We start from the raw sequence: 21,775 nt of genomic DNA on the forward strand, positions 1-21,775 counted from the left end.
CAATAAAAAAATACATCAAATACTCCAAAAGAAAATAGCCTGATAAAACTACCAGGCTATTTTTTATTTTTCCAAACAAGCTATTAAGAAGCAACTACACCTTTGAATGAAAGTGTTTTAGGAGTCTTACTCTCACTTGTAGTAACATTTACAGTTTTCATAAATGGACCAGCTGCAGCCGCATTATAGCTAGCTTCTACAAAGCCTTTTTTCCCTGGCTGGATAGGAGTTTTTGTATAATCAGCTGTAGTACATCCGCATGAAGGGGCCACATTTTGTATAATGATTGGTTTTGAACTTGTATTGGTAAATTCAAATCTGATCAATTTTGGTTTTCCCTGAGGAATATTTCCTACATCTATAGATTCTGATTTCCATTTAATAGCATCTGCAACCATTTTTACAATGGATGGAGCATCTGCAGTAAGTACGTTAGCATAAAAAGGTGAGAATGCTAAAACAGCCAAAAGAGCGGTAATTTTTAATTTTTTCATGAGTATAAATTTTATTATTTAGGAATGGGTTATCTTTTTTCGATGTAACAAATGTAAAACAGACTATGATTATAACTTGTTAACTGCTGTCAAACATTTGTTAACAAGTTGTTAATGATAAATGATAAATAGATATTTTTGGATAATATTGTTTCAGGAAATGAAAATAAAAAAACTCAATATCATCATAACGCTGGGGTTCATAGCTATTATCGGAATTTTAATAGCTCAACTAATGTGGACCCGCCAGGCTTATAATCTTGAGGATAAAAAGTTTAATCAAAAAGTAAATATTGCCTTAATGGAAGTTGCAGAGAAATTATCCGAAGGCAAAACTTCCTATACTGAAAACCCTGTACAGAATATCGCCAATGATTATTACGTAGTCAATATTAACAATGAATTTCATCCCATAGTTCTTGAATATTATCTGAAAACAGAATTTACCCGTTTCCAGATCAATACGGATTACGCATATGCATTATATAACTGCCATAGTGATAAAATGGTGTACGGAAAGTTTATGACTACCCATCAGGAAAGTCCAAGTAACAAAGTGATTAATTTCCCCAAACACAAAAACCTTACCTATTATTTTTCCATCCGGTTTCCTGATAAAACAACTTATCTTATCAGTTCATTAAGATTCTGGTATCTTCTCACGTTTGCCCTTATTATTATTCTTTTGGTGTATGTGTATTCTATCTATACCATTATTCAGCAAAAGAAATTTTCAGAACTCCAACGGGATTTCATCAACAATATGACCCATGAGTTTAAAACGCCTTTGTCTTCAATACTTTTAGCTTCAGAAGCACTCAACAAGCAGGATCTTGTACAGGAAAACTCCAAACTGCAGACTTACACATCCATTATTATCAATCAAAGCCACAAGCTTAATAATCATATTGAAAAAATATTGAATATTGCAAAGAACGATGCTTCCGGATTATTATTAAAACCTCAAAAAATCCTGCTCCTTCCTTTTATTCAGGAAATTGCAGACACCATACAGCACAAAAATGCAGACCTCAGCATCGAGATAGATATTGAAAACACAACTTCAATAATGGCTGATGAATTTCATTTTACCAATATCATTTATAATATTTTAGACAACTCCATCAAGTATTGTGAAACAAAACCCGTTATTAAAATTTCAACCTATAAAGATTCAAAAGGTTTATATTTAAAATTTAAAGACAACGGATTGGGTATCCCTGCTAAAAATATTCCTCATATTTTTGAAAAATTTTATAGGGTACCTACCAAAAGAAGTGAGGAAGTGAATGGTTTTGGGCTTGGATTATTTTATGTAAAGAAAGTAGTGCAGCAGCATCTCTGGAAAATTTCTGTAGAGAATAATGAGTACAAAGGAATTACCACTACTCTATTTTCCCCGTTTTCAATTTAATCATGTGTAAGTATGGAGAAATCTAAAATTTTATATGCAGAAGACGACAAAACAATAGCATTCCTGGTTGAAGACAGCCTGGAAAGCTATTATGACATCAGCTGCTATTCGGATGGTGAATCTGCATTAGAAGCATTTAACAGTAAGGATTATGATATTTGTCTGCTGGATATTATGATGCCCGGCATGAACGGATTTGAGGTAGCAAAGCAGATTCGCAGTAAAAACTCTGATATTCCGATTATTTTTATTTCGGCAAAAGCTTTAAAGGAAGACAGAATCAAAGGGCTAAAAATAGGAGCTGATGATTATCTTGTAAAACCATTCAGTATTGAAGAACTGATGCTGAAAATTGAAGTTTTCCTTAAGCGTACAAAGAAAACAAATACCTCTCCTCTAAAATACAAAGTCGGAAACTATGATTTTGATCCTAAAAACTACACCCTGCAGGGTATAGAAAACAATATCACTCTCACCCAAAGAGAGTCTGACCTGCTTTTATATTTTATCCGCCATAAAAATCTTGTTGTCAAAAGACAGGATATCCTGAAGGCTATTTGGGGAGATGATGATTATTTCATGGGAAGAAGTCTTGATGTATTTATTTCCCGATTGCGAAAAGTATTGGCTGGAGAACAGGATATTTTAATTGAAAACCTGCACGGAATAGGTTTCCGTTTTTCCGAAAAAAAATAAATATCGAGCGCATTCTTATAAAGTAAAGCCGCAAATGATGATTTTAATTAATTTTAACCTTTGAAAATTTGTTATTAATGAAAAATCACAAACCCACTTTTTTTCTGTTTCTATTATTTTTAAGCATACATTTTAAAGCTCAAAAATTTGAAAGATTATACCAATATGTAAATCCACTTATCGGAACCGAAAAAATGGGACATACGTATCCCGGAGCTACTGTTCCTTTTGGAGCCATACAATTAAGCCCGGAAACAGATAGTATTTCTTATGAACTTAACGGGAAATACAATGGTGAGGTGTATAAATATTGCGCAGGTTACCGTTATGAGGATAAAACCATTACAGGTTTCAGTTCTACTCATTTCAGTGGTACAGGGCATTCTGACCTGGGGGATTTTCTGGTGATGCCTACTGTAGGGAAACTTCAGCTTAATCCCGGAACAGCATCTCATCCTGAAAACGGATACAGAAGCAGATTTTCACATCAAAACGAGAGAGCAGAAGCCGGATATTATCAGGTAAAGCTTGACGATCATAACATTCTTGCTGAATTAACAGCCACTCCAAGAGTTGGAGTTCATCGGTATACTTTTCCTAAATCTGAACAATCCCATATTATTCTGGATCTGATGGCCGGCATCTACAATTATGATGGAAAAAATGTATGGACCTACGCCCGTGTAGAGAATGGCAATACCATTACAGGTTATCGTCAGACCAACGGCTGGGCAAGAACCAGAACGGTTTATTTTGCAATGAAGTTCTCAAAACCTTTCAAATCATACGGTCAGAAAAATTATGATGAAAAGCAGGTCTACAAAGGATTTTGGAGAAAGTTTGATCAGACAAAAAATTTTCCGGAAATCGCCGGTAAGAATCTGAAAATGTATTTTAACTTTGATACGAATGAGAACGAATCTATTGAGATTAAACTTGCAATTTCTCCTGTAAGCCAGGCTAACGCTCAGGAAAATCTTGAAAAAGAAGCTGGAAATTTAACGTTTGATCAGATTAAGGCAAAAGCACAGGAAGATTGGAATAAAGAATTGAATAAAATTATTATTAAAGGTTCTGACAATCAAAAGACCAATTTCTATACAGCAATGTATCACACATTCATCAATCCCACAACCTATATGGATGTAAATGGAGAGTATAAAGGATTGGACCAGAATATTCACAAAGCAGAAGATTTCACTAATTATACTACCTTTTCTCTTTGGGATACCTATCGGGCACTCCATCCATTTTTTAATATTATCCAACCCAAACGGAATAATGATATGGTGAGATCTATGATGGCTCATTATAATCAGTTTTCTATGAAGATGTTACCTATCTGGTCTCATTATGCCAATGATAACTGGTGTATGAGTGGCTATCATAGCGTAAGTGTAGTTGCCGATGCTATTATTAAAGGAAACTTTGATGGTGATGCTAAAGAAGCCCTGAAAGCATGTGTAGAAACTGCCAACAAAAGAGACTATGAAGGTATTGGACAGTATATTGACTTAGGGTACATTCCGGCAGAGAAAAACGGAACTTCCGTTTCAAACACACTTGAATATGCTTATGACGACTGGGCGATTGCTCAATTGGCAAAACATCTGGGAGAAACAGAAATTTATAATCAATTCATTAAACGCTCTGAAAACTGGAAGAATAATTTCGATAAAACCACTGGCTTTATGCGCCCACGTCTGGCTGACGGAAGTTTCAAAAAAGATTTTGATGTATTAAGTACCCACGGACAGGGATTCATTGAAGGAAACTCATGGAACTACAGCTTCTTTGTTCCGCAAAATCCTGATGAACTGATCACAATGATGGGTGGAAAAAAGAAGTTTGCTTCAAAACTTGATGAGCTCTTCAGTATGCACTTACCGGATGAATTCTTTGCAGATACAGAAGATATTACCAGAGAAGGTATTATTGGCGGATATGTTCATGGTAATGAACCTGCTCATCATGTTGCTTATCTTTATAACTGGGCAGGTCAACCCTGGAAAACACAGTCACAGATCCGCCATATTCTTGAAATGCAATATAAAGCTACTCCTGATGGTTTAGGGGGAAATGATGATACCGGACAAATGAGTGCGTGGTATATTTTAAGTTCATTAGGCTTTTACCCTGTCTCACCCGGTTCAGAACACTATTCCATCGGAAGTCCGGCAGTTGACAGAGCTATTTTAAATTTAGAAAATGGAAAAACCTTTGAAATTGAAGCCATCAACCAAAGCACACAAAATGTATATGTTCAGAAAATTCTCTTAAATGGAAGAGAGATTAAGAATTTCACATTAAAACATTCGGAAATCATGAATGGTGGGAAGCTTACTTTTTATATGGGCAATAAGGCTAAAAAATAGATCGTGAGAAACTATTTCTTCAAAATTTAATATTTAAATAAGCTCTCGTAGATTATATAAACCTTTTCAATCAGCCTGTTGACAGGTTTGGGCTAAAGCCAATGGAATTTTATATAAAAAAAGCGGGCTAAAGCCCGCTTCTATTGAATTGTTATAATAACTTTTATTATTCTTTCACCTCGAAAAGTAGTCTCTCCCCAAATTTCTCCTCGGCAATTTTTCCATTATCATAAACCAACTGTCCATTGACAAAAGTATGGGTAACTTTAGAATGAAAATTCATTCCTTCAAGTGGGCTCCAACCGCATTTGTATAATAAATTCTCTTTAGAAACTGTCCAGTCTGCATTTAAGTCAACCAAAACAAGATCCGCTTTATAATCTTCTTTCACAAAACCTCTCTTTTCCACTTTGAAAAGAATAGCCGGATTATGGCTCATTTTTTCTACAATTTTCTCAAGAGAGATTTTACCATTTTTATAGTTTTCCAGCATGACAACCAATGAATGTTGAACTAATGGTGCTCCGGAAGGACATTTTGTATATACATTATTCTTTTCCTCAGCAGTATGAGGGGCATGATCCGTTGCAATCACATCAATTCTGTCATCCAATAATGCTTCCCAAAGGGCATCTTTATCTTTTTGTGTTTTTACAGCCGGATTCCATTTAATAAGACCTCCTTTTGTATTATAATCTTCATTTGTAAAAGTAAGATGGTGAACACATACCTCAGCCGTAATCTTTTTATCTTTTAATGGAATATCATTTCTGAATAATTCCATTTCTTTAGCTGTTGAAAGGTGGAAAACATGTAGTCTTGCTCCGGTTTTCTTTGCCAGTTCAATAGCTTTGGATGAAGATTTATAACATGCTTCTTCACTTCTGATCAGATGATGAAACTTTACAGGGATATCTTCACCATATTCATCCATATACTTTTGGGTGTTGGCTCTGATAGTGGCTTCATCTTCGCAATGAACTGCAATCAGCATTTTTGTATTGCTGAAGATGTTTTCCAGGGTCTCCGGATTATCAACCAACATATTTCCTGTAGATGACCCTAAGAACAGTTTAATTCCCGGAACATTTCTGGGATTTGTTTTTAAAACTTCTTCAAGATTATCATTCGTTCCTCCCATCATGAAACCATAGTTGGCATAAGCTTTCTGAGAAGCAATTTCATATTTATCCGCTAATAATTCCTGAGTAACAGCATTAGGAACAGTATTAGGCTGATCAATAAAACTGGTCACTCCACCGGCAATCGCTGATTTTGATTCTGTTTCAATATCTCCTTTATGGGTAAGACCCGGGTCACGAAAATGAACCTGATCATCAATAACTCCCGGAAGAAGGTATTTTCCGGTACCGTCAATCATCAGATCGGCATCTTCAGAAATACCGGAAGCTATTTTAGAAATTAAATCATTTTCTATTAAGATATCGCTTTCAAAGATTTTTCCTTCATTAACGATATTTACATTTTTGATTAAAGTCTTCATTTTACTTTTAGAAATTAGATTAGAAATTTAAAGATAGAAAAAGCTTGAATTATCAATTAAAACCAATTACTCAGTATAATTATGAACTGATAACATCTTACTTCTAACTTCTTTAAAAAGCAAAATTAAGGTTTATGAATGAATTTTAAGATCACTCATAATAAATCAATTTCTAAATATTTACATTTGCATAAAATTTTTCGAATTGTATAAGAAATTATTAGGGCAAACAATTATTTATGGAGTGGGAGCCATTGCGCCAAGAATTATTTTATTTATTCTTAATCCACTTTTGATCTATAAAATTCCCAATGAAGGTTTTGCGATTTTCACACAGCTTTATGCCTGGATTTCATTTGTCAACATTATCCTTTCATTCGGTTTTGAAACTGCCTATTTCCGATTCTCTGCGGAAGACGATAACGAGAAAAAAACCTTCAATACTTCATTCTGGTTTTTATTTTCTACCTCTACCCTTTTCCTTGCATTATGCTACTTATTCAATCAGCCTATTGCCGATTATTTGGGGTATCACAACAATCCTGAATATATTAAATGGTTTGCATTAATTGCATTTTTCGATAATTTATTGGTGATTCCGTTTGCATGGCTCCGTTTTCATAATAAGCCTATCAAATATTCAGCAGTAAGAGTTTTCCAGTCTATATTTCAGGCAGTTTTTACAGCCGCTTTATTTTTCTGGATTCCGGAAAGTGTTTCGAAAAACTTTGGTTTAAATCAAAATGTAGATTATCCTTTCTTCAGTAATCTCGCAGGAAGTGCCTTAGGAGTTCTATTGCTACTTCCCATTATATTGAAAGTAAGATTCCAATTTGTAGCTTCCCTATTTAAACGTATGATTAAGTATTCATTTCCATTAATGCTTGCGGGTCTTGCTTTCATGGTAAATGAAAACTTTGACAAGTCAATTCAAAGAAGTCATATTTCAGATGAGCAAGCCGGTGCTTATGGAGGATGTTATAAACTGGCTGTCCTGATGACATTATTTGTTACCGCTTACCGAATGGGTATTGAACCCTTCTTTTTTAAGCAAATGGATAAAGGTGATGCCAAAAAGACCTATGCTAAAGTAGCAGAATACTTTGCTTTCTTTGCATGTGCTGTAGCTCTGGGAATCATTGCTAATATTTCCTGGCTAAAAAGTGTTTTCATACCCAATCAATCATATTGGATTGCTATAGACATTATCCCGATTATTGTTATCGCCAACCTTTGTTTCGGAATATACTATAACTTTTCCACATGGTATAAAGTAACAGACAGGACAAGTGTTGGAACTGCAATTTCATGGATTGGAGCAGGGATCAATATTGCTTTAAATTACTTAGCACTATCCTATTATCACAGTATGATGGGTTCTGCATGGGCAACATTCGGAGCATACACCATTATGATGATCATATCATATCTGCTGGGACAGAAATATTACCCGATCCCCTATAGAATGAAGAAAATATCTTTTTTCTTACTATTGCTTGGCGTTTTCAGTTTTATCATTGTAAAATATCTTAACTATAATATTTTAACAAGTAATTTATTATTCTTAACCTTCCTTGGCATTTTGATCTATTCTGAGAAAAATATGATTATATCAAGAATCAGGAAGAATTAAACTTTGGTCTCTCTTTTGATGACTATTAAGCCTAAAAAACAAACAGAATGGCTAAATATGATGATTATTATATTTCTAAAATGTTTTAATTACTATATTTAGCTAAAAATACCTACATTTAAACAAAAACATCGTTATATCATCTATGAAAATTATTGTTCCTATGGCTGGACGTGGTTCCAGATTACGTCCACATACACTGACAGTACCAAAACCGCTTATTCCTATTGCAGGAAAACCTATCGTACAGAGATTGGTAGAAGATATTGCTAAAGTTGCAGGAGAAAAAATTGAAGAAGTAGCTTTTATCATCGGAGACTTTGGTCCTGAGATCGAAAGATCACTTATTCAGATTGCCGAAAAACTGGGAGCAAAAGGAAGTTTATATTATCAAAATGATCCTCTTGGAACTGCTCATGCTATCAAATGTGCTGAACAGTCAATGACAGGAGACGTTGTAATTGCTTTCGCTGATACTCTTTTCCGTGCAGATTTCCAATTGGATAAAAACTCTGATGGGGTAATCTGGGTAAAAAGCGTAGATGATCCATCTGCATTCGGAGTGGTAAAGCTGGATAACTATGGATTCATTACTGATTTCGTTGAAAAACCTCAGACATTTGTTTCAGATCTTGCCATTATTGGAATCTATTATTTCAACAGTGCTGAAAAATTAATGGATGAGATCAACTACATCATGGACAATGACATTAAAAATGGCGGAGAATATCAGTTGACGATGGCACTGGAAAACCTAAGAGCGAAAGGAGCTAAATTTACTTTAGGTAAAGTAAATGACTGGATGGACTGTGGTAACAAAAATGCAACCGTAGAAACCAACAGTAAAATTCTTGAATACGAAAAAGAAGAAATGTCTCATTATCCGGCATCTGCTGTAATTGAAAACTCATTGATTATTCCGCCATGCTTTATTGGAGAGAATGTGAAAATTTCTAATTCTAAAGTTGGACCTGGAGTTTCATTAGGAAACAATACAGCTATTGTTAACTCTAATATTGAGAACTCTCTTATCCAGGAAAACACAAAAATCAACCACGGGAACCTTTCCAATTCTATGATTGGGAATTCTGCTCAGTATTTCGGAGTGGCAAGAGAAATTTCACTCGGAGATTACTCTGTTTTAGATTTCCTGTCTAAATAATTAAGATTAGTAATTATTTAATTTAAAATAAGATAAACCAAACCACACAAAATGTTTTGTGTGGTTTGGCGTTAATATTGCACCGTATTTTTTAATTAAAAAAGATAAATACATGAAAAATTGGATCCCGTTTCTTTTATTACTTCTTGCCTTATCTTCCTGTAAAACCCGTAATGCCGTAAAAAACACTACAGGCAATAGCAGGGACAGTATCCAAACAACAGAAGATAACAGAAACCCAAAAGATGTAAATCAACCGGTAAGAGATAAACTTACCTTTTATGAACATGTATTGATCCCACCAAAATTCGAGCAAATCAAAATAGACAGTAAAGTGCGGGTAGAAACCGGGAGTTTTATTCCTACATTAGATGCGACTATTTATATAGAAAATGATAAAAAGGTCTGGATGAACCTGAGAGCTCTTTTATTTAATGTCGCCAGAGGTATTGCAACCCCGGATGGAATAAAGGGCCAGGATAAGACCAGTAAAACCTACATTGATTCTGATTTCGACTATCTTAATAACCTGCTGAATGTTAACTTTATTGATTATAAAGCTTTGGAAAAAATCCTTTTGGGAAGAACTTTTGTAAAGATCAGCGATTCTCAATTTACTTTAGCCCAAAATGCACAAGGTTATAAAATGGTCTCCAATGTAAACCAGAAAATCGTAACCGATGAAAAAAGCAGAGAGTATAAAATTGCTTTGCAATATGACACCAATTACGATTTATTAAGTGTCAATTTAAAAGATGTTTTATCACCGGATGAGCTGGAAATATCATACAGTGACTGGAATGAATACAACGGAATACGCCTTCCGCAAAATGTTAAAATAATTATAAAAGGTTCAAAATCTAGTCAAATTTTACTGGAAAATACGAAATTTGACTTTTCGAGGATGGAAACACCATATTCTGTACCATCCAGTTATAAGAAAATTGAGATTAAATGATTAAAAAATTTAGCTTTTTAATAGGTGTTCTTATGTTTGGACTGCACCAGGGACAGCAGAAGAAAGAACAGCTGCAGAAGCAGAATGCCGAACTTAAAAAACAAATTGCACAAATAAATACAGATTTAGCTAAAACAAGAAGCGAATCTAAACTTTCCATAGCCTACCTTACCAATGTTAATCAAAAGTTAGTATTAAGAGAAAAGGTCTACAATAACACTCAGAAAGAAAAGAGATTTATTGAAGATGACATCTATTTAAAGCAGCTTGAGATCAATCGTCAGAATAAGGAATTGGCCGTTCTGAGAAAGAATTATGCTGAAGTCTTGGTAAATGCTTATAAAAACAAAGGGGTACAGAATAAAGTAACCTTTATTCTTTCGTCTAAAAATCTGGGTGAAGGTATTCGAAGAGTACAATACCTAAAGCAATATTCTGATTACCAGGATAAAAAAGCGGCTGAAATCAGTGATGCAGCCAATCAGATCAAAAAAACCATTACGCAAAGACAAAACTCTGTAAAAGAGAAACAAAACCTTCTGGTAAATCAACAGAAGGATTTAGCAACGATTAATGCGGAAAGAGCTCAAAAAGAGCAACTGGTAGCTGACTTTAAAAAGAACGAAGTAAAACTTACTGGTGAACTAAAGCAAAAACAAGTTCAGTCCAAAGCTCTTGAAGGACAGATCAGAGCAATTATTGCAGAAGAGATCAGAATTGCAAAAGCGGAAGAAGAAGCCAGAAGAAAAGCGGAAGCGGAAAAAATACGTTTAGCAAAACTTGCTGCAGAAAGAGAAAAAGCAAGAATTGAAGCTGAGGCTAAAGCAAGAGCTGAAGCTTTGGAGAGAGAAAGAAAAATTGCTGAAGCTGAAGCTAAAAAAGCAGCAGAATTAGCTGCAAGAAGAGCTGAAGAAGAAAGAAAACGTAATGAAGAAGCTGCAAGAGCTGAAGCCAGCGCAAAAGATGAAGCAAGAAAAATAGCTGCTAAAAAAGCGTCTGATGAAGCAGCTGCCAAATCTAAAGAAGCCGCAGATAAACTCGCAGCAGCCAGAGCTGCAGAATTGGCCTTAGCCAAGAGAAAAGAAGAAGACAAAAAAGCAGCAGAATCTAAGGCTATGACAAGTTATGGAGTTACTACCTCCACAGGAAGTAGTTTTGCAGAAAGCAGAGGAAAATTAGGATATCCTACAGACAAAGCCGGACGAATTACCCACCGTTTCGGAAGACAGCCACACCCTGTATTCAAAAATATTACAGAAGAAAACAATGGTATCAAACTTTCTGTACCAGCGGGCACCCGTGCCAAATCTGTATATCCGGGATCTGTATCTTCAGTACTTGCTAACAATGATGGTACAAAAACTGTAATCATTAAACATGGAAGCTACTTTACTATTTATTCCAACTTAGGAAATGTAAATGTTTCCAAAGGACAACAGGTCTCCGCCGGAACCCCGGTAGGAACTGTAGCTCAGGATTTTGACGGTGCTTACACCCTTGATTTCCAAGTATGGAACGGAAGTACACCGGTTGACCCACTAGGTTGGATTTCATATTAAAAAAAGTGTAACTTTGCAAAAATTTTAAGAGATGAATACACTCACAATACTTGCCTTATCTTGGCAACACATCCTTATCGTAGCTATACTTTTAGTATTGCTTTTTGGAGGAAAGAAAATTCCGGAACTTATGAGAGGAGTAGGTTCAGGAATCAAGGAATTTAAAGATGCGGTGAAAGAAGAAGACAAACCAGGTTCTGAAAAAAAATCTTCTTCTACAGATAATAATTCTTCAAGTAACTAAAATTCCTTAGAATTAATGAAATTTACTGAGACTGCATGGAAAGTCTTCAATCAATCTATTGAAGACTATCACGTGTCTGATGACGTTAACGCTCTAATTAATAACCCGTTCGAAAAAGATAGTTTGGAACGGATTTTGTATGCAAAGAACTGGATTGATACCGTTCAATGGCATCTGGAAGATATAATTAGAGATGAAAATATTGATCCGGCTGAAGCTCTTCAACTGAAGAGAACAATAGACGCCTCCAATCAGAAAAGAACTGATCTGGTAGAATATATAGACAGCTGGTTCCTTAATAAGTTTGAAAATATAACTCCTAAACCTGAAGCAAAGATAAATACGGAAACTCCCGCTTGGGCAGTAGACAGATTATCTATCCTTGCACTAAAGGTCTATCATATGTCATTAGAAGCCAATAGAGAATCTGCCTCTGAAGAACACAGGAACAACTGCCAGGCTAAACTGGATGTACTCCTTACTCAGAAGGAAGATTTGTCAACTTCTATAGACCAGTTGCTTGCTGATATTGAAAACGGTAATGTTAAGATGAAAGTATACAAACAAATGAAAATGTATAACGATGAAAGTCTTAACCCAATCCTTTATCAAAAAGGGCAACAAAAATGAAAAGACTAGTTTTTTTTGGAGTACTAATACTATTAACATCTTCCTGCGCAACGGAAAAGCTTAACCTTTCTCCGCTGTCAAATAACTTTTATAGCGATACAAAAGGCTCTGATTCAGATAGAGGCTCTAAGAAGAGTTTTAATATCAAGGAAAACGTAAACGCTTCTGAGATTTCAAATATTATCTCAACTTTCCCTAAGTTTAAAAACAATGGGCTGAATGATGAGGTGGCAAGTTTGAAATACAGCCTTCAGAATTATCTATATGCTATTGATGCCAATAATTCATCAGGTAAAAGTAGGGCACTAAAAAGCTTCGAAAAATCATACAAGAAGATTCAAAAGCAAAGACAAAGCCTTGACAAAGATGATGATGAAGTTCTCAACAGATATTTGGTCCGTTTAAAAACCAATATTTCTGTGATTGAAGATGCTTTACCAGGAAGTTAAAAACTAATTGAATTATCAATGATTAAAATTCAGGCGGAAGCCAATGTTCCTACAGAGCACGGCAATTTCCGAATGATCGCTTTCTCCGAAAATGAAAACGACTGGATGCCTCACATGGCCATCATCGCAGACAATACAGATTTCTCAAAACCTGTGAATGTCCGTTTCCATTCAGAATGTATTACCGGAGAAGTCTTCCATTCAAAAAAATGCGAATGCGGCCAGCAATTGGATGCAGCAATGAAATATATCCACGAAAACGGGGGAATTATTATATACCTTCGTCAGGAAGGTCGTAATATTGGCATCATCAATAAATTAAAAGCTTATTCATTACAGGAGAAAGGTCTTGATACAGTACAGGCCAATCTTGAACTTGGGCTTCCTGCAGATGACAGAAACTTTGGTGTAGCCATTGAAATTCTTAATCTGTTGGATGTAAAAGACATCAACCTTTTGACCAATAATCCTGAAAAGGTAAAATATGTGGTAGAGAGTAATGTTCATCTCAATTCAAGGATTCCATTACAAATTCCGGCCAACGAGATTAGTAAAGGCTATTTACAGACAAAAAAAGATTTCTTTGGACATCTGCTCGATGACAATGATAACTAGATAAAATAAAAGCTTCAGAACAAGTTCTGGAGCTTTTTTATTAGAGTATCATTCTGCAAAATATTTCAAAATAAATTCAGACTAAAAATAATCAGGATAAGCCTCATTATAAAGAATGGGAATAAATTATTGTGACATTCTATAAACACTGTCCTATTTCTCATTGTCACCCCATTATTCACCATACAAGACTGTGATCAATTCTGCCCTCTTTTATTTATATAAAAATCAAAAGCCCCGGAAGATAACTCCCGAAGCTTTTTTAATTATAAAAAACTGAAAAGATATTTCTTAATTAGTGTGCGCTGATAGTTTTAACTTTAGATTCATCAATGTTATAATACTTAATCACCGCATTATAATCGCTTAAATCAACGCTATTGGCTGCTTTTGCTGCTTTTTTAGCTGGATCAGCAGGTACTAGTACAATTCTAAATGTTTGATTTGTCAAATATTTAGCAGTTTCAGCAGATGTCATTTGTGTTCCCTGATTAAAATTTGCTTTTGTCTCAACATTTACTACACTACTATTAAACTTAAAGTTATAATCTAGTTCTCTATTTGTTGGCAAGCCACTCACATCATCAAGAAAATAGGTTTTGGGAATTTGTTGCCACAGATTACCTTCTTTTTTATATACAAGAACTACATCAGTAGCTTGAATGTTGATATCAGATATTAATGTAAAATTGTTTGCAGCTGTAAATGATCCAGTCGCATCCATCATAATTGGAAAAGTATCATTATCCTTTCCTGGGTTCACCACTACCGGATCGTTGTTACTATTATCGCAACTATATGCTAGAAATCCGACACCGGCTAATAATATAATTGGAAGTATTTTTTTCATTTTTATAAATGTTTAGTTATTATTTATATTGCGTATTCAAATCATATACCAAAAATTTCAAAATCTTTGTTTTTCTCAATTTTTTTAATTGTATTTTTGTTCTTATTCAAAAAGTCATGAAGAAATTATTATATACTTCACTCTTTATTGCAGCAATCATCAGTCCTAGGATTAATGCCCAATATCAGCCTAAAAATACATCGAAGGAAGATCTTAAAAAGGCCCAGCAATGGGTTGAAAAAACATATAAAAATCTTTCTCAGGATGAAAAACTGGGCCAGCTTTTTATTGTTGCATTATATACTAATAAAGGAGAAGACTATATCAATCAGGTAAGAAATATTGTTGCTAATGATAAAATTGGCGGCTTGATCCTGATGCAGGATGATGCTGCAAGAGAAATCAACCTTGTGAATGAATTCCAGCAGAAATCCAAAGTTCCCTTAATGATCGGAATGGATGCTGAATGGGGATTGTTCCAGAGAATTGCAACAGCACATAAATTTCCATGGGCAATGACCCTTGGAGCTATTCAGGATAAGAATCTGGTTTATCAGATGTCTGCTAAAATTGCAGAAGACTGTCACAGAATGGGTATCAACTGGGATTTTGCTCCGGTAGTGGATGTAAACACAAATCCAAATAACCCTATTATCGGCAACAGAAGTTTCGGTTCCGAAGTGGACAATGTAATAAGTTCTGCCCTATCCTATTCTAACGGACTTCAGGATAACAATATATTGGCAGCTATCAAGCATTTCCCTGGCCATGGTGATACCAATACGGATTCTCACCTTGATCTTCCGGTGGTTTCCCACAATATGGAAAGATTAAACTCTATAGAGCTGGCGCCTTTCAAAGCTTTGATGGATAAAGGAATCGGAGGAGTAATGGTGGCTCACTTATACGTTCCTAGCCTAGAATCCGGAAAAGGAATTCCAGCTTCTGTTTCAAAAAATATCATTACAGGATTGTTGAAAGATAAACTCGGATATAAAGGATTAATCATCACTGATGCTCTCAATATGGGAGCTGTAGCCAACAAATACAAACCGGGAGAACTGGATGCCATGGCATTTAAAGCAGGAAATGACATTATGCTTTTCTCTCAGGGAGTTTCTGAAGGTAAAAAACTGATTCAAAAGGCAATTGATAATAAAGAAATCCCGCAATCCAGAGTAGAGGAAAGTGTAAAGAAAATATTATTAACAAAATATTTCCTTGGATTAACTCAGTATACTCCGAAAAATCCGGAAAACATCAATGCTGATCTTAATAATGATTCTCATAAGACTTTGGTTCAGAATCTTTATTCTAATGCTCTGACTTTGATTAAAAATAATCAAAGATTACTTCCAATTTCCGGGTGGAACGCAAAAGTATATTATGTTCCATTAGAAGAAGGTCCGTATCAGACTTTTGCCAATAAACTGGGATCAAATGTAATCATTAAAAAAGTATCTGAAATCAACACAATTCCTGCGGGCTCAACTGTAATAGTAGGTTTCCATAAGGATAATTCTACGGCTTACAAGCCTTATACAATCTCTGCTGAATCAAAGAAGATACTTGCTGACCTTACTAAAAATCAAAATGTACTTCTTACGGTATTCGGAAGTGCTTATGCTTTAAAAGATATTGATATTTCAAAAGTATCAACAGTTCTTGTGGCTTATGAAAACAATGATGATTCAATGAATGCAGCAGCTGATGCCTTAAACGGAAAAACAAGAATATGGGGTAAACTTCCTGTATTGGTCAATGATCAACTGAAAGCAGGAATGGGTATAGACTTACCTCTTCCTCCTCCTCCATCAATAAATAGTACAAAATCAAAATAACTATAATCCAATGAAAATAGGCATACTTTGCTATCCAACTTATGGTGGAAGCGGAATTGTAGCAACAGAACTTGGAATGTCCCTTGCCAACAAAGGATATGAAGTGCACTTCATAAGCTCTGCTCTTCCTGCAAGATTAGATATTACCAATCCGAATATTTTCTTTCACAGGGTAAATGTTCAGACCTACCCGCTTTTTCAATATCAGCCTTATGATATTGCATTAAGTTCTATGATCTATAGGGTTGTCAATCTCTATAAACTGGATCTGTTGCATGCTCATTATGCTATTCCTTATGCATATGCTGCATTTACAGCTAAACAGATGCTTCAGGAAGATAATAATGATATTCCTTTGGTGACGACATTACATGGTACAGATATTACTCTTGTAGGTCAGCATCCAAGCTATAAACATGCAGTAGAATTCTCTATCAACAAATCAGACGCTATTACTTCTGTTTCTGAAAGTCTGAAAAAGGATACGCTTCAGTTTTTCAATATCAAAAAGGAAATCCAGGTGATTACCAACTTTATTGATAATTCAGAATTCGATGATTGTACAGAATGTCAGAGAACGCAGTTTGCAAATCCTGATGAGAAAATTCTGATCCATGTATCGAACCTTCGTCCTGTAAAACGTGTGGATGAAGTTCTGCAGATCTTTAAGAATGTAGAAAAAAAGGTTAAATCCAAACTGATCATTATTGGTGAGGGTCCTGATATGGAAAAGGTGAACCAGTTCCTTGAAGAAAACCCTGATCTTATCTCAAAAATCCGTCTTCTGGGGAAAGTAAATGATCTTTATAAAATCTTACAGCTTTCTGATGTATTTTTACTTCCGTCTGAGCAGGAAAGTTTCGGTTTGGCAGCTTTGGAAGCTATGGCAGCCTACACTCCTGTAATCAGCTCGAACGCTGGAGGAATTCCTGAAGTAAATATCCAGGGAGAAACAGGATATCTGGCAGAGATCGGAAATGTAGAAGCCATGAGCAACTACACTATTAAGTTGTTGAGTAACGAAGATCTTTTAACCAAAATGAAGGAAAACGCGAAAGATCAGGCAATAAAGTTCGATTTGAAAAATATTCTTCCTATATATGAGAAAATGTATAGAACAACTATAGAAAATTTTAAAACGGAGTTGACGAAAGCATAATATTTTAAAATTCCGGTAGTCGAATAGACATAAAATAAGGCTTAGATGAATAGATCTAGGCCTTTATTTTTTTGCAATCATCTCAGTCTATTAATCTTCCTAACTTATTTTAAGATCAGTAAAATGGCCCAATACTTCCCTTCAGATCATTAACAATTAATATAGGTTGTACAGCCCCGTTTAAGCATAGTTTTGCGGTTTCATCTTTTACTTCTATTCTTATCCTGATCCATTTTACTGGTATCATATCTGCATAAGCTTCATGTTTTTCCAGTGTTTCTTTTCTTAACTTCTCCCAGGGATAGAAATATACAGCGTATCATGATTTCTACGTATCTGATCATTGGCTCTACCATTAGTAGGACGTAGATAAAAAATCAGAGTTAACAAAAAGATAATTTCTTTTTCAGGAACTATAAAGAATATTTTAATTTTCTGTATAACATTTGTAGTACCTGTAGTTTACAAATGTTGTATAAGTGTCGTACGCCTTTAAGAATAATGACACAAAAAATAACAGACCTTTGCAAATAATAATAGATCTGTAATAAAGCTGAATCTACAAATTTTGTTATCCCTTCAATAATACAATTTTATTTATTGAACAATAAAGCACATACAATGAGAGACATGAAAAAAAAACTGAGCTTATTAGGATTAATGATTTCAGGATTATTCCTTGCTCAGATAGGAATTAATACAGATACCCCTACCAAAACACTGGATGTCAATGGGAGCACAAGAGTCCGAAACCTAACTGGAGCAGCAACCAACAACAGTACATTATTTCCTAATTCAGTAGTTGTAACGACCAGCGACGGAACGCTTACCAACACCAATGCTTTAAACATTCTATATTCATCAGGAATATACAGATGGTCGGACAGCAATAGTAATTGGTCAAATATTCGGACAGGCAATAAAGAAGCCCGACTGGATTTTATAGGAAGAGCGTCTGTTTCTGGTCTTCCCGCCATCACTTTTTCAATTATATATCAGCTGGGTACTCCTATTACTATTATTCAAAATCCTGTTCTGTCTGCTGGGGGAACAGCTACTATTACTAATATAACCAACAATAGTTTTACTCTTACTATCAATTCCTCACAGGTTTTTAATTTTACTTTCACAACTGTAAACGGTTTAACAGCAATTAATGCTGGAAACTCCGGTGGGACTTTTTGGATCCAGGGAACCTGGCATTCTACTCCTAATCTAAACTAGATCTGGAATTGGTCAGACTATCATGTAAGGTGTAGATTCAAAATAAAGGACAAACCATTCTATCTATTTCTTCTTACGCTTATGACGGAAAAATTACTTCAATATCTTTGGAACTATAAGGTTTTCAAATATTTTGACTTCAAGGATATTGAAGGAAATTCCGTTGAGATCATACATTTTGGGAAATGGAACAAAGATGCCGGCCCGGATTTTATCGATTCTAAGATCAAAATCAACGGGGTAATTCTTGCCGGAAATATAGAACTGCATGTCCGCTCCTCGGACTGGATTTTCCATAATCATTCTCAGGATCCCAATTACCAGAATATTATTCTTCATGTCGTATTTCAGCATGATGTAGAAATAAGTCAGCTTACAGATCAGCAAGTTTCTACTCTTGAACTGAAGCATCACATTGATGAAAATATCATCAGGAAATACGAAAAGTTAATCAATGGAAATCAGTTTATAGCCTGTGAAAATATCTTTAACAAAGATAAGATCCCTTTACATTTTCATGAAGGAAATATACTGAAAAAACTGGAGGAAAAATCTGCTGAACTGGAGCAAAGCTTAGTCCTTTACAAAAATAATTTTGAAGCAGTTTTATTTCACAGCCTAGCGTATTCTTTTGGATTAAAAGTGAATGCTCATATTTTCAGGCAGATTGCTGAAAGTATTGATTACAGTATTATTAATAAAATCCGGCAGAATCCTTTACAGCTTGAAGCTTTATTATTCGGAATTTCAGGATGGCTTGCCACTCCCGAAGACGGACAAATGAAAATATGGAAACGGGAATTTGACTTCCTTAAAGTAAAATTTAAGCTTCCGGATCTTATTTTTCATCCTAAGTTTTTAAGATTAAGACCGCCTAATTTTCCTACGATCCGTTTATCTCAGCTTGCAGACCTTTATCAGCATCAGAATTTATTTTCAAAGATCATGGATGCAGAAAACACTGAAGAGCTGTATGATCTGTTTAAATCGGTAAAAGCTTCGGAGTATTGGGATTGCCATTTCAATTTCGGAACGATTGCGAAAGTACACCCTAAGACTTTGAGCAAAGATTTTATTGACCTCATCATCTTGAATACCATACTTCCTTTAAAATACACTTATCATAAATATCATCAAGAAGAAACTGCTGATAAGATCTTAGAATTCTATCAGAATATTACTGCTGAAAAAAACTCAGTAATCCAGAACTGGAAAAATCTTGGAGTTCTTGTTAAAACGGCCCTGGAAAGCCAGAGCCTGATTTATCATTATAAAAATTCATGTGACGAAAAAAATTGCTTAACTTGCAGTATTGGATTTAAACTTTTAAAAGAATCTTGAAATGCTGAGTAATATCCGTCATAAAATGGAAAGAGAATGGTTTGGTGTACTGACAAGAACAGGAGCTAAACTGGGAATTCCTGTATCCAAATTAAGGATCTTCTTCATCTACTCTACTTTCGCCACAGCCGGCTTTTTCTTTCTGATCTATCTGGGTTTGGCATTTACTTTGTGGATTAAAGATATTTTTATCACCAGAAGACCAAGCGTCTTCGACTTATAACAATTATGGAATTTTTACCGATTACGTCTGCTGAAGATCATAGAGTTCAGGGAATCTATACTTCTTATACCAGCACTTTTCCTGTAGACGAGCAAAGAGATAAGGAACAGTTTCTGGATTTATTTTCAAATCCGAATGTAAGTTTCATGTCTGTAGTACATGAATCTGAAGATATAGGATACCTCATCTTATGGAAATTAAGTTCTTTTGTTTTTGTGGAACATTTTGAAGTGTTTGAAACTTTCAGAAGTAAAAAGCTTGGATCACATATTATGGGACATCTACTGGAAAGTTATCCACAAATAATCCTTGAAATTGAACCTGAAGATCAGAATGAAGATGCTAAAAGACGCTATTCTTTCTATCAGAGAAACAACTTTGGTCTGATTGATACGACTTATATACAGCCAAGCTATGGAGAGGGAAAACAATCTCTGAACTTATGGCTGCTGGCCAATTATTCTCCTGAAAATGTGGAGGAGCTTAAAAATGAAATTTGCGATATTGTATATCCTTAATATAGAACGCCGGAGTATTTCCGGCGTTTATTTTTTATTGATTTGAAAAGTTAATTGATAAGAGAATTAGCTATAGATGTTTGCGTTTTATTTTCATTCTTTTAAACCTGACGAATTAAATAATCATTGATTGTAAATCAGTTCACCTCATATTCCAGTTTGATGGTAATACTGGCTTCTTTTTCTTTAGAAGAGGTATTGAATGTTCCGCCATAAGAATAATCTTCATTTGAATTGGGTGCTGTAATCTGAATAACTCCCATCGTAGCTTTTTTAAGATTTCCTAAACTGCTTCCTGAGTTTTCTGCAATTTTTTCTGCACGTTCTTTGGCATCTTTTGTCGCACTGGCAATCATTTCCTGCTTTACAGTAGCTAATTTGGTATAGAAATAGGAAGGCGAAGAAGAGGTGAACTCAATTCCGCGGTTGATAATTTCAGTAATATTTCTGGAAAGGTTTTCAATTTTACCTACTTCCTTGCTTTCAATAGATACATTTTGAGTCAGGTTATAACCGGAAAATTCTCCCTGAACATAATTCCCATTGGAATCATTATAACTTCTGAACTGTTTCTGAATGTCTACGGAAGAGAAAACAATTTCATTCTGCTTTATTCCCTTCGAAGTCAGATAATCATTGATCACTTTTCTGTCCATAGCCAATTCATCATAAGCTGATTTCAGATCAACATTATTCTTAGAAAAACTTCCAGACCAGGTAATAAGATCAGCGGTAAACTGTTTGGATCCTAACCCTGTTACAGAGATTGTATTTTCAGATTTATTCCTGTTTTTGATTGCATTCCCTAAAAAACCGAGGCCCAGTACAAAGCCTAGTGCTCCTATAGCTACCGCAATAATGTTTTTATTCATAAAATTTGTGAATT

General features: G+C 34.9%; 21 protein-coding genes. 17 read left to right on the forward strand and 4 right to left on the reverse strand.

The window, feature by feature from the left end:
* Positions 1-83: 83 nt before the first annotated feature.
* Positions 84-494: a DUF1573 domain-containing protein gene (locus DRF65_RS21270; protein WP_115972746.1), complete on the reverse strand. Its 411-nt coding sequence runs from the start codon at positions 492-494 to the stop codon at positions 84-86.
* A gap of 160 nt (positions 495-654) precedes the next feature.
* Here DRF65_RS21270 and DRF65_RS21275 point away from each other — a divergent pair, with 160 nt between their 5' ends.
* From DRF65_RS21275 to DRF65_RS21285, 3 genes are all read left to right on the forward strand, one after another.
* A complete protein-coding gene (locus tag DRF65_RS21275; protein WP_115972747.1) occupies positions 655-1,908 on the forward strand; it encodes a sensor histidine kinase in 1,254 nt (417 codons plus the stop codon).
* 12 nt (positions 1,909-1,920) lie between these two features.
* A complete protein-coding gene (locus DRF65_RS21280; protein ID WP_115972748.1) occupies positions 1,921-2,604 on the forward strand; it encodes a response regulator transcription factor in 684 nt (227 codons plus the stop codon).
* Positions 2,605-2,681: 77 nt separating this feature from the next.
* A complete protein-coding gene (locus DRF65_RS21285) occupies positions 2,682-4,979 on the forward strand; it encodes a GH92 family glycosyl hydrolase (RefSeq protein ID WP_115972749.1) in 2,298 nt (765 codons plus the stop codon).
* A gap of 166 nt (positions 4,980-5,145) precedes the next feature.
* On the opposite strand, the gene DRF65_RS21290 is transcribed toward DRF65_RS21285, so the two are convergent.
* Positions 5,146-6,483, reverse strand: a complete 1,338-nt coding sequence (locus DRF65_RS21290) for a dihydroorotase (RefSeq protein ID WP_115972750.1) — start codon at positions 6,481-6,483, stop codon at positions 5,146-5,148.
* Between the two features lie 205 nt (positions 6,484-6,688).
* Here DRF65_RS21290 and DRF65_RS21295 point away from each other — a divergent pair, with 205 nt between their 5' ends.
* The 8 genes from DRF65_RS21295 to ribA all read left to right on the forward strand — a co-directional run bounded on the left by DRF65_RS21295 (position 6,689) and on the right by ribA (position 13,733).
* The gene (locus tag DRF65_RS21295) at positions 6,689-8,116 is read left to right on the forward strand and encodes an oligosaccharide flippase family protein (protein WP_115972751.1); all 1,428 of its coding nucleotides are present in this window, start codon (positions 6,689-6,691) and stop codon (positions 8,114-8,116) included.
* 145 nt (positions 8,117-8,261) lie between these two features.
* On the forward strand, positions 8,262-9,278 hold the full coding sequence (locus tag DRF65_RS21300; RefSeq protein WP_115972752.1) for a sugar phosphate nucleotidyltransferase: 1,017 nt from the start codon (positions 8,262-8,264) through the stop codon (positions 9,276-9,278).
* A 112-nt stretch (positions 9,279-9,390) separates the two neighbouring features.
* The gene (locus DRF65_RS21305; protein ID WP_115972753.1) at positions 9,391-10,236 is read left to right on the forward strand and encodes a DUF4292 domain-containing protein; all 846 of its coding nucleotides are present in this window, start codon (positions 9,391-9,393) and stop codon (positions 10,234-10,236) included.
* On the forward strand, positions 10,233-11,795 hold the full coding sequence (locus DRF65_RS21310) for a peptidoglycan DD-metalloendopeptidase family protein (RefSeq protein WP_115972754.1): 1,563 nt from the start codon (positions 10,233-10,235) through the stop codon (positions 11,793-11,795). The genes DRF65_RS21305 and DRF65_RS21310 overlap by 4 nt, the downstream gene beginning before the upstream one ends.
* 31 nt (positions 11,796-11,826) lie before the next feature.
* On the forward strand, positions 11,827-12,039 hold the full coding sequence (locus tag DRF65_RS21315) for a twin-arginine translocase TatA/TatE family subunit (protein ID WP_115972755.1): 213 nt from the start codon (positions 11,827-11,829) through the stop codon (positions 12,037-12,039).
* A 15-nt stretch (positions 12,040-12,054) separates the two neighbouring features.
* The gene (locus DRF65_RS21320) at positions 12,055-12,669 is read left to right on the forward strand and encodes a DUF4254 domain-containing protein (protein WP_115972756.1); all 615 of its coding nucleotides are present in this window, start codon (positions 12,055-12,057) and stop codon (positions 12,667-12,669) included.
* Entirely contained in the window at positions 12,666-13,118 is a 453-nt protein-coding gene (locus tag DRF65_RS21325) for a hypothetical protein (protein WP_115972757.1), read from the forward strand. The genes DRF65_RS21320 and DRF65_RS21325 overlap by 4 nt, the downstream gene beginning before the upstream one ends.
* An 18-nt stretch (positions 13,119-13,136) precedes the next feature.
* Complete coding sequence (gene ribA / locus DRF65_RS21330; RefSeq protein WP_115972758.1) at positions 13,137-13,733, forward strand: GTP cyclohydrolase II; 597 nt, start codon at positions 13,137-13,139, stop codon at positions 13,731-13,733.
* 295 nt (positions 13,734-14,028) lie between these two features.
* Here ribA and DRF65_RS21335 read toward each other — a convergent pair whose 3' ends face one another.
* Positions 14,029-14,583 (reverse strand): hypothetical protein, encoded by a 555-nt coding sequence (locus DRF65_RS21335; RefSeq protein WP_115972759.1) that lies wholly within the window; start codon positions 14,581-14,583, stop codon positions 14,029-14,031.
* Positions 14,584-14,699: 116 nt separating this feature from the next.
* On the opposite strand from DRF65_RS21335, the gene DRF65_RS21340 reads away from it, so the two are divergent.
* From DRF65_RS21340 to DRF65_RS21365, 6 genes are all read left to right on the forward strand, one after another.
* Positions 14,700-16,424: a glycoside hydrolase family 3 protein gene (locus tag DRF65_RS21340; RefSeq protein WP_115972780.1), complete on the forward strand. Its 1,725-nt coding sequence runs from the start codon at positions 14,700-14,702 to the stop codon at positions 16,422-16,424.
* Positions 16,425-16,434: 10 nt separating this feature from the next.
* Positions 16,435-17,583 (forward strand): N-acetyl-alpha-D-glucosaminyl L-malate synthase BshA, encoded by a 1,149-nt coding sequence (gene bshA, locus DRF65_RS21345; RefSeq protein ID WP_115972760.1) that lies wholly within the window; start codon positions 16,435-16,437, stop codon positions 17,581-17,583.
* A gap of 630 nt (positions 17,584-18,213) precedes the next feature.
* Complete coding sequence (locus DRF65_RS21350; protein ID WP_123947412.1) at positions 18,214-18,807, forward strand: hypothetical protein; 594 nt, start codon at positions 18,214-18,216, stop codon at positions 18,805-18,807.
* An 81-nt stretch (positions 18,808-18,888) separates the two neighbouring features.
* Positions 18,889-20,148, forward strand: a complete 1,260-nt coding sequence (locus tag DRF65_RS21355) for a DUF2851 family protein (protein ID WP_115972762.1) — start codon at positions 18,889-18,891, stop codon at positions 20,146-20,148.
* Between the two features lies 1 nt (position 20,149).
* Positions 20,150-20,371 (forward strand): PspC family transcriptional regulator, encoded by a 222-nt coding sequence (locus tag DRF65_RS21360; RefSeq protein WP_034695702.1) that lies wholly within the window; start codon positions 20,150-20,152, stop codon positions 20,369-20,371.
* A gap of 5 nt (positions 20,372-20,376) precedes the next feature.
* A complete protein-coding gene (locus DRF65_RS21365) occupies positions 20,377-20,889 on the forward strand; it encodes a GNAT family N-acetyltransferase (RefSeq protein ID WP_115972763.1) in 513 nt (170 codons plus the stop codon).
* A gap of 137 nt (positions 20,890-21,026) precedes the next feature.
* Here the strand turns inward: DRF65_RS21365 and DRF65_RS21370 are convergent, their stop codons facing one another.
* Positions 21,027-21,761: an SIMPL domain-containing protein gene (locus DRF65_RS21370; RefSeq protein WP_115972781.1), complete on the reverse strand. Its 735-nt coding sequence runs from the start codon at positions 21,759-21,761 to the stop codon at positions 21,027-21,029.
* Between the last annotated feature and the right edge of the window lie 14 nt (positions 21,762-21,775).

Origin of the sequence: Chryseobacterium pennae (genome assembly GCF_003385515.1) — a bacterium.
Classification (GTDB): domain Bacteria; phylum Bacteroidota; class Bacteroidia; order Flavobacteriales; family Weeksellaceae; genus Chryseobacterium; species Chryseobacterium pennae.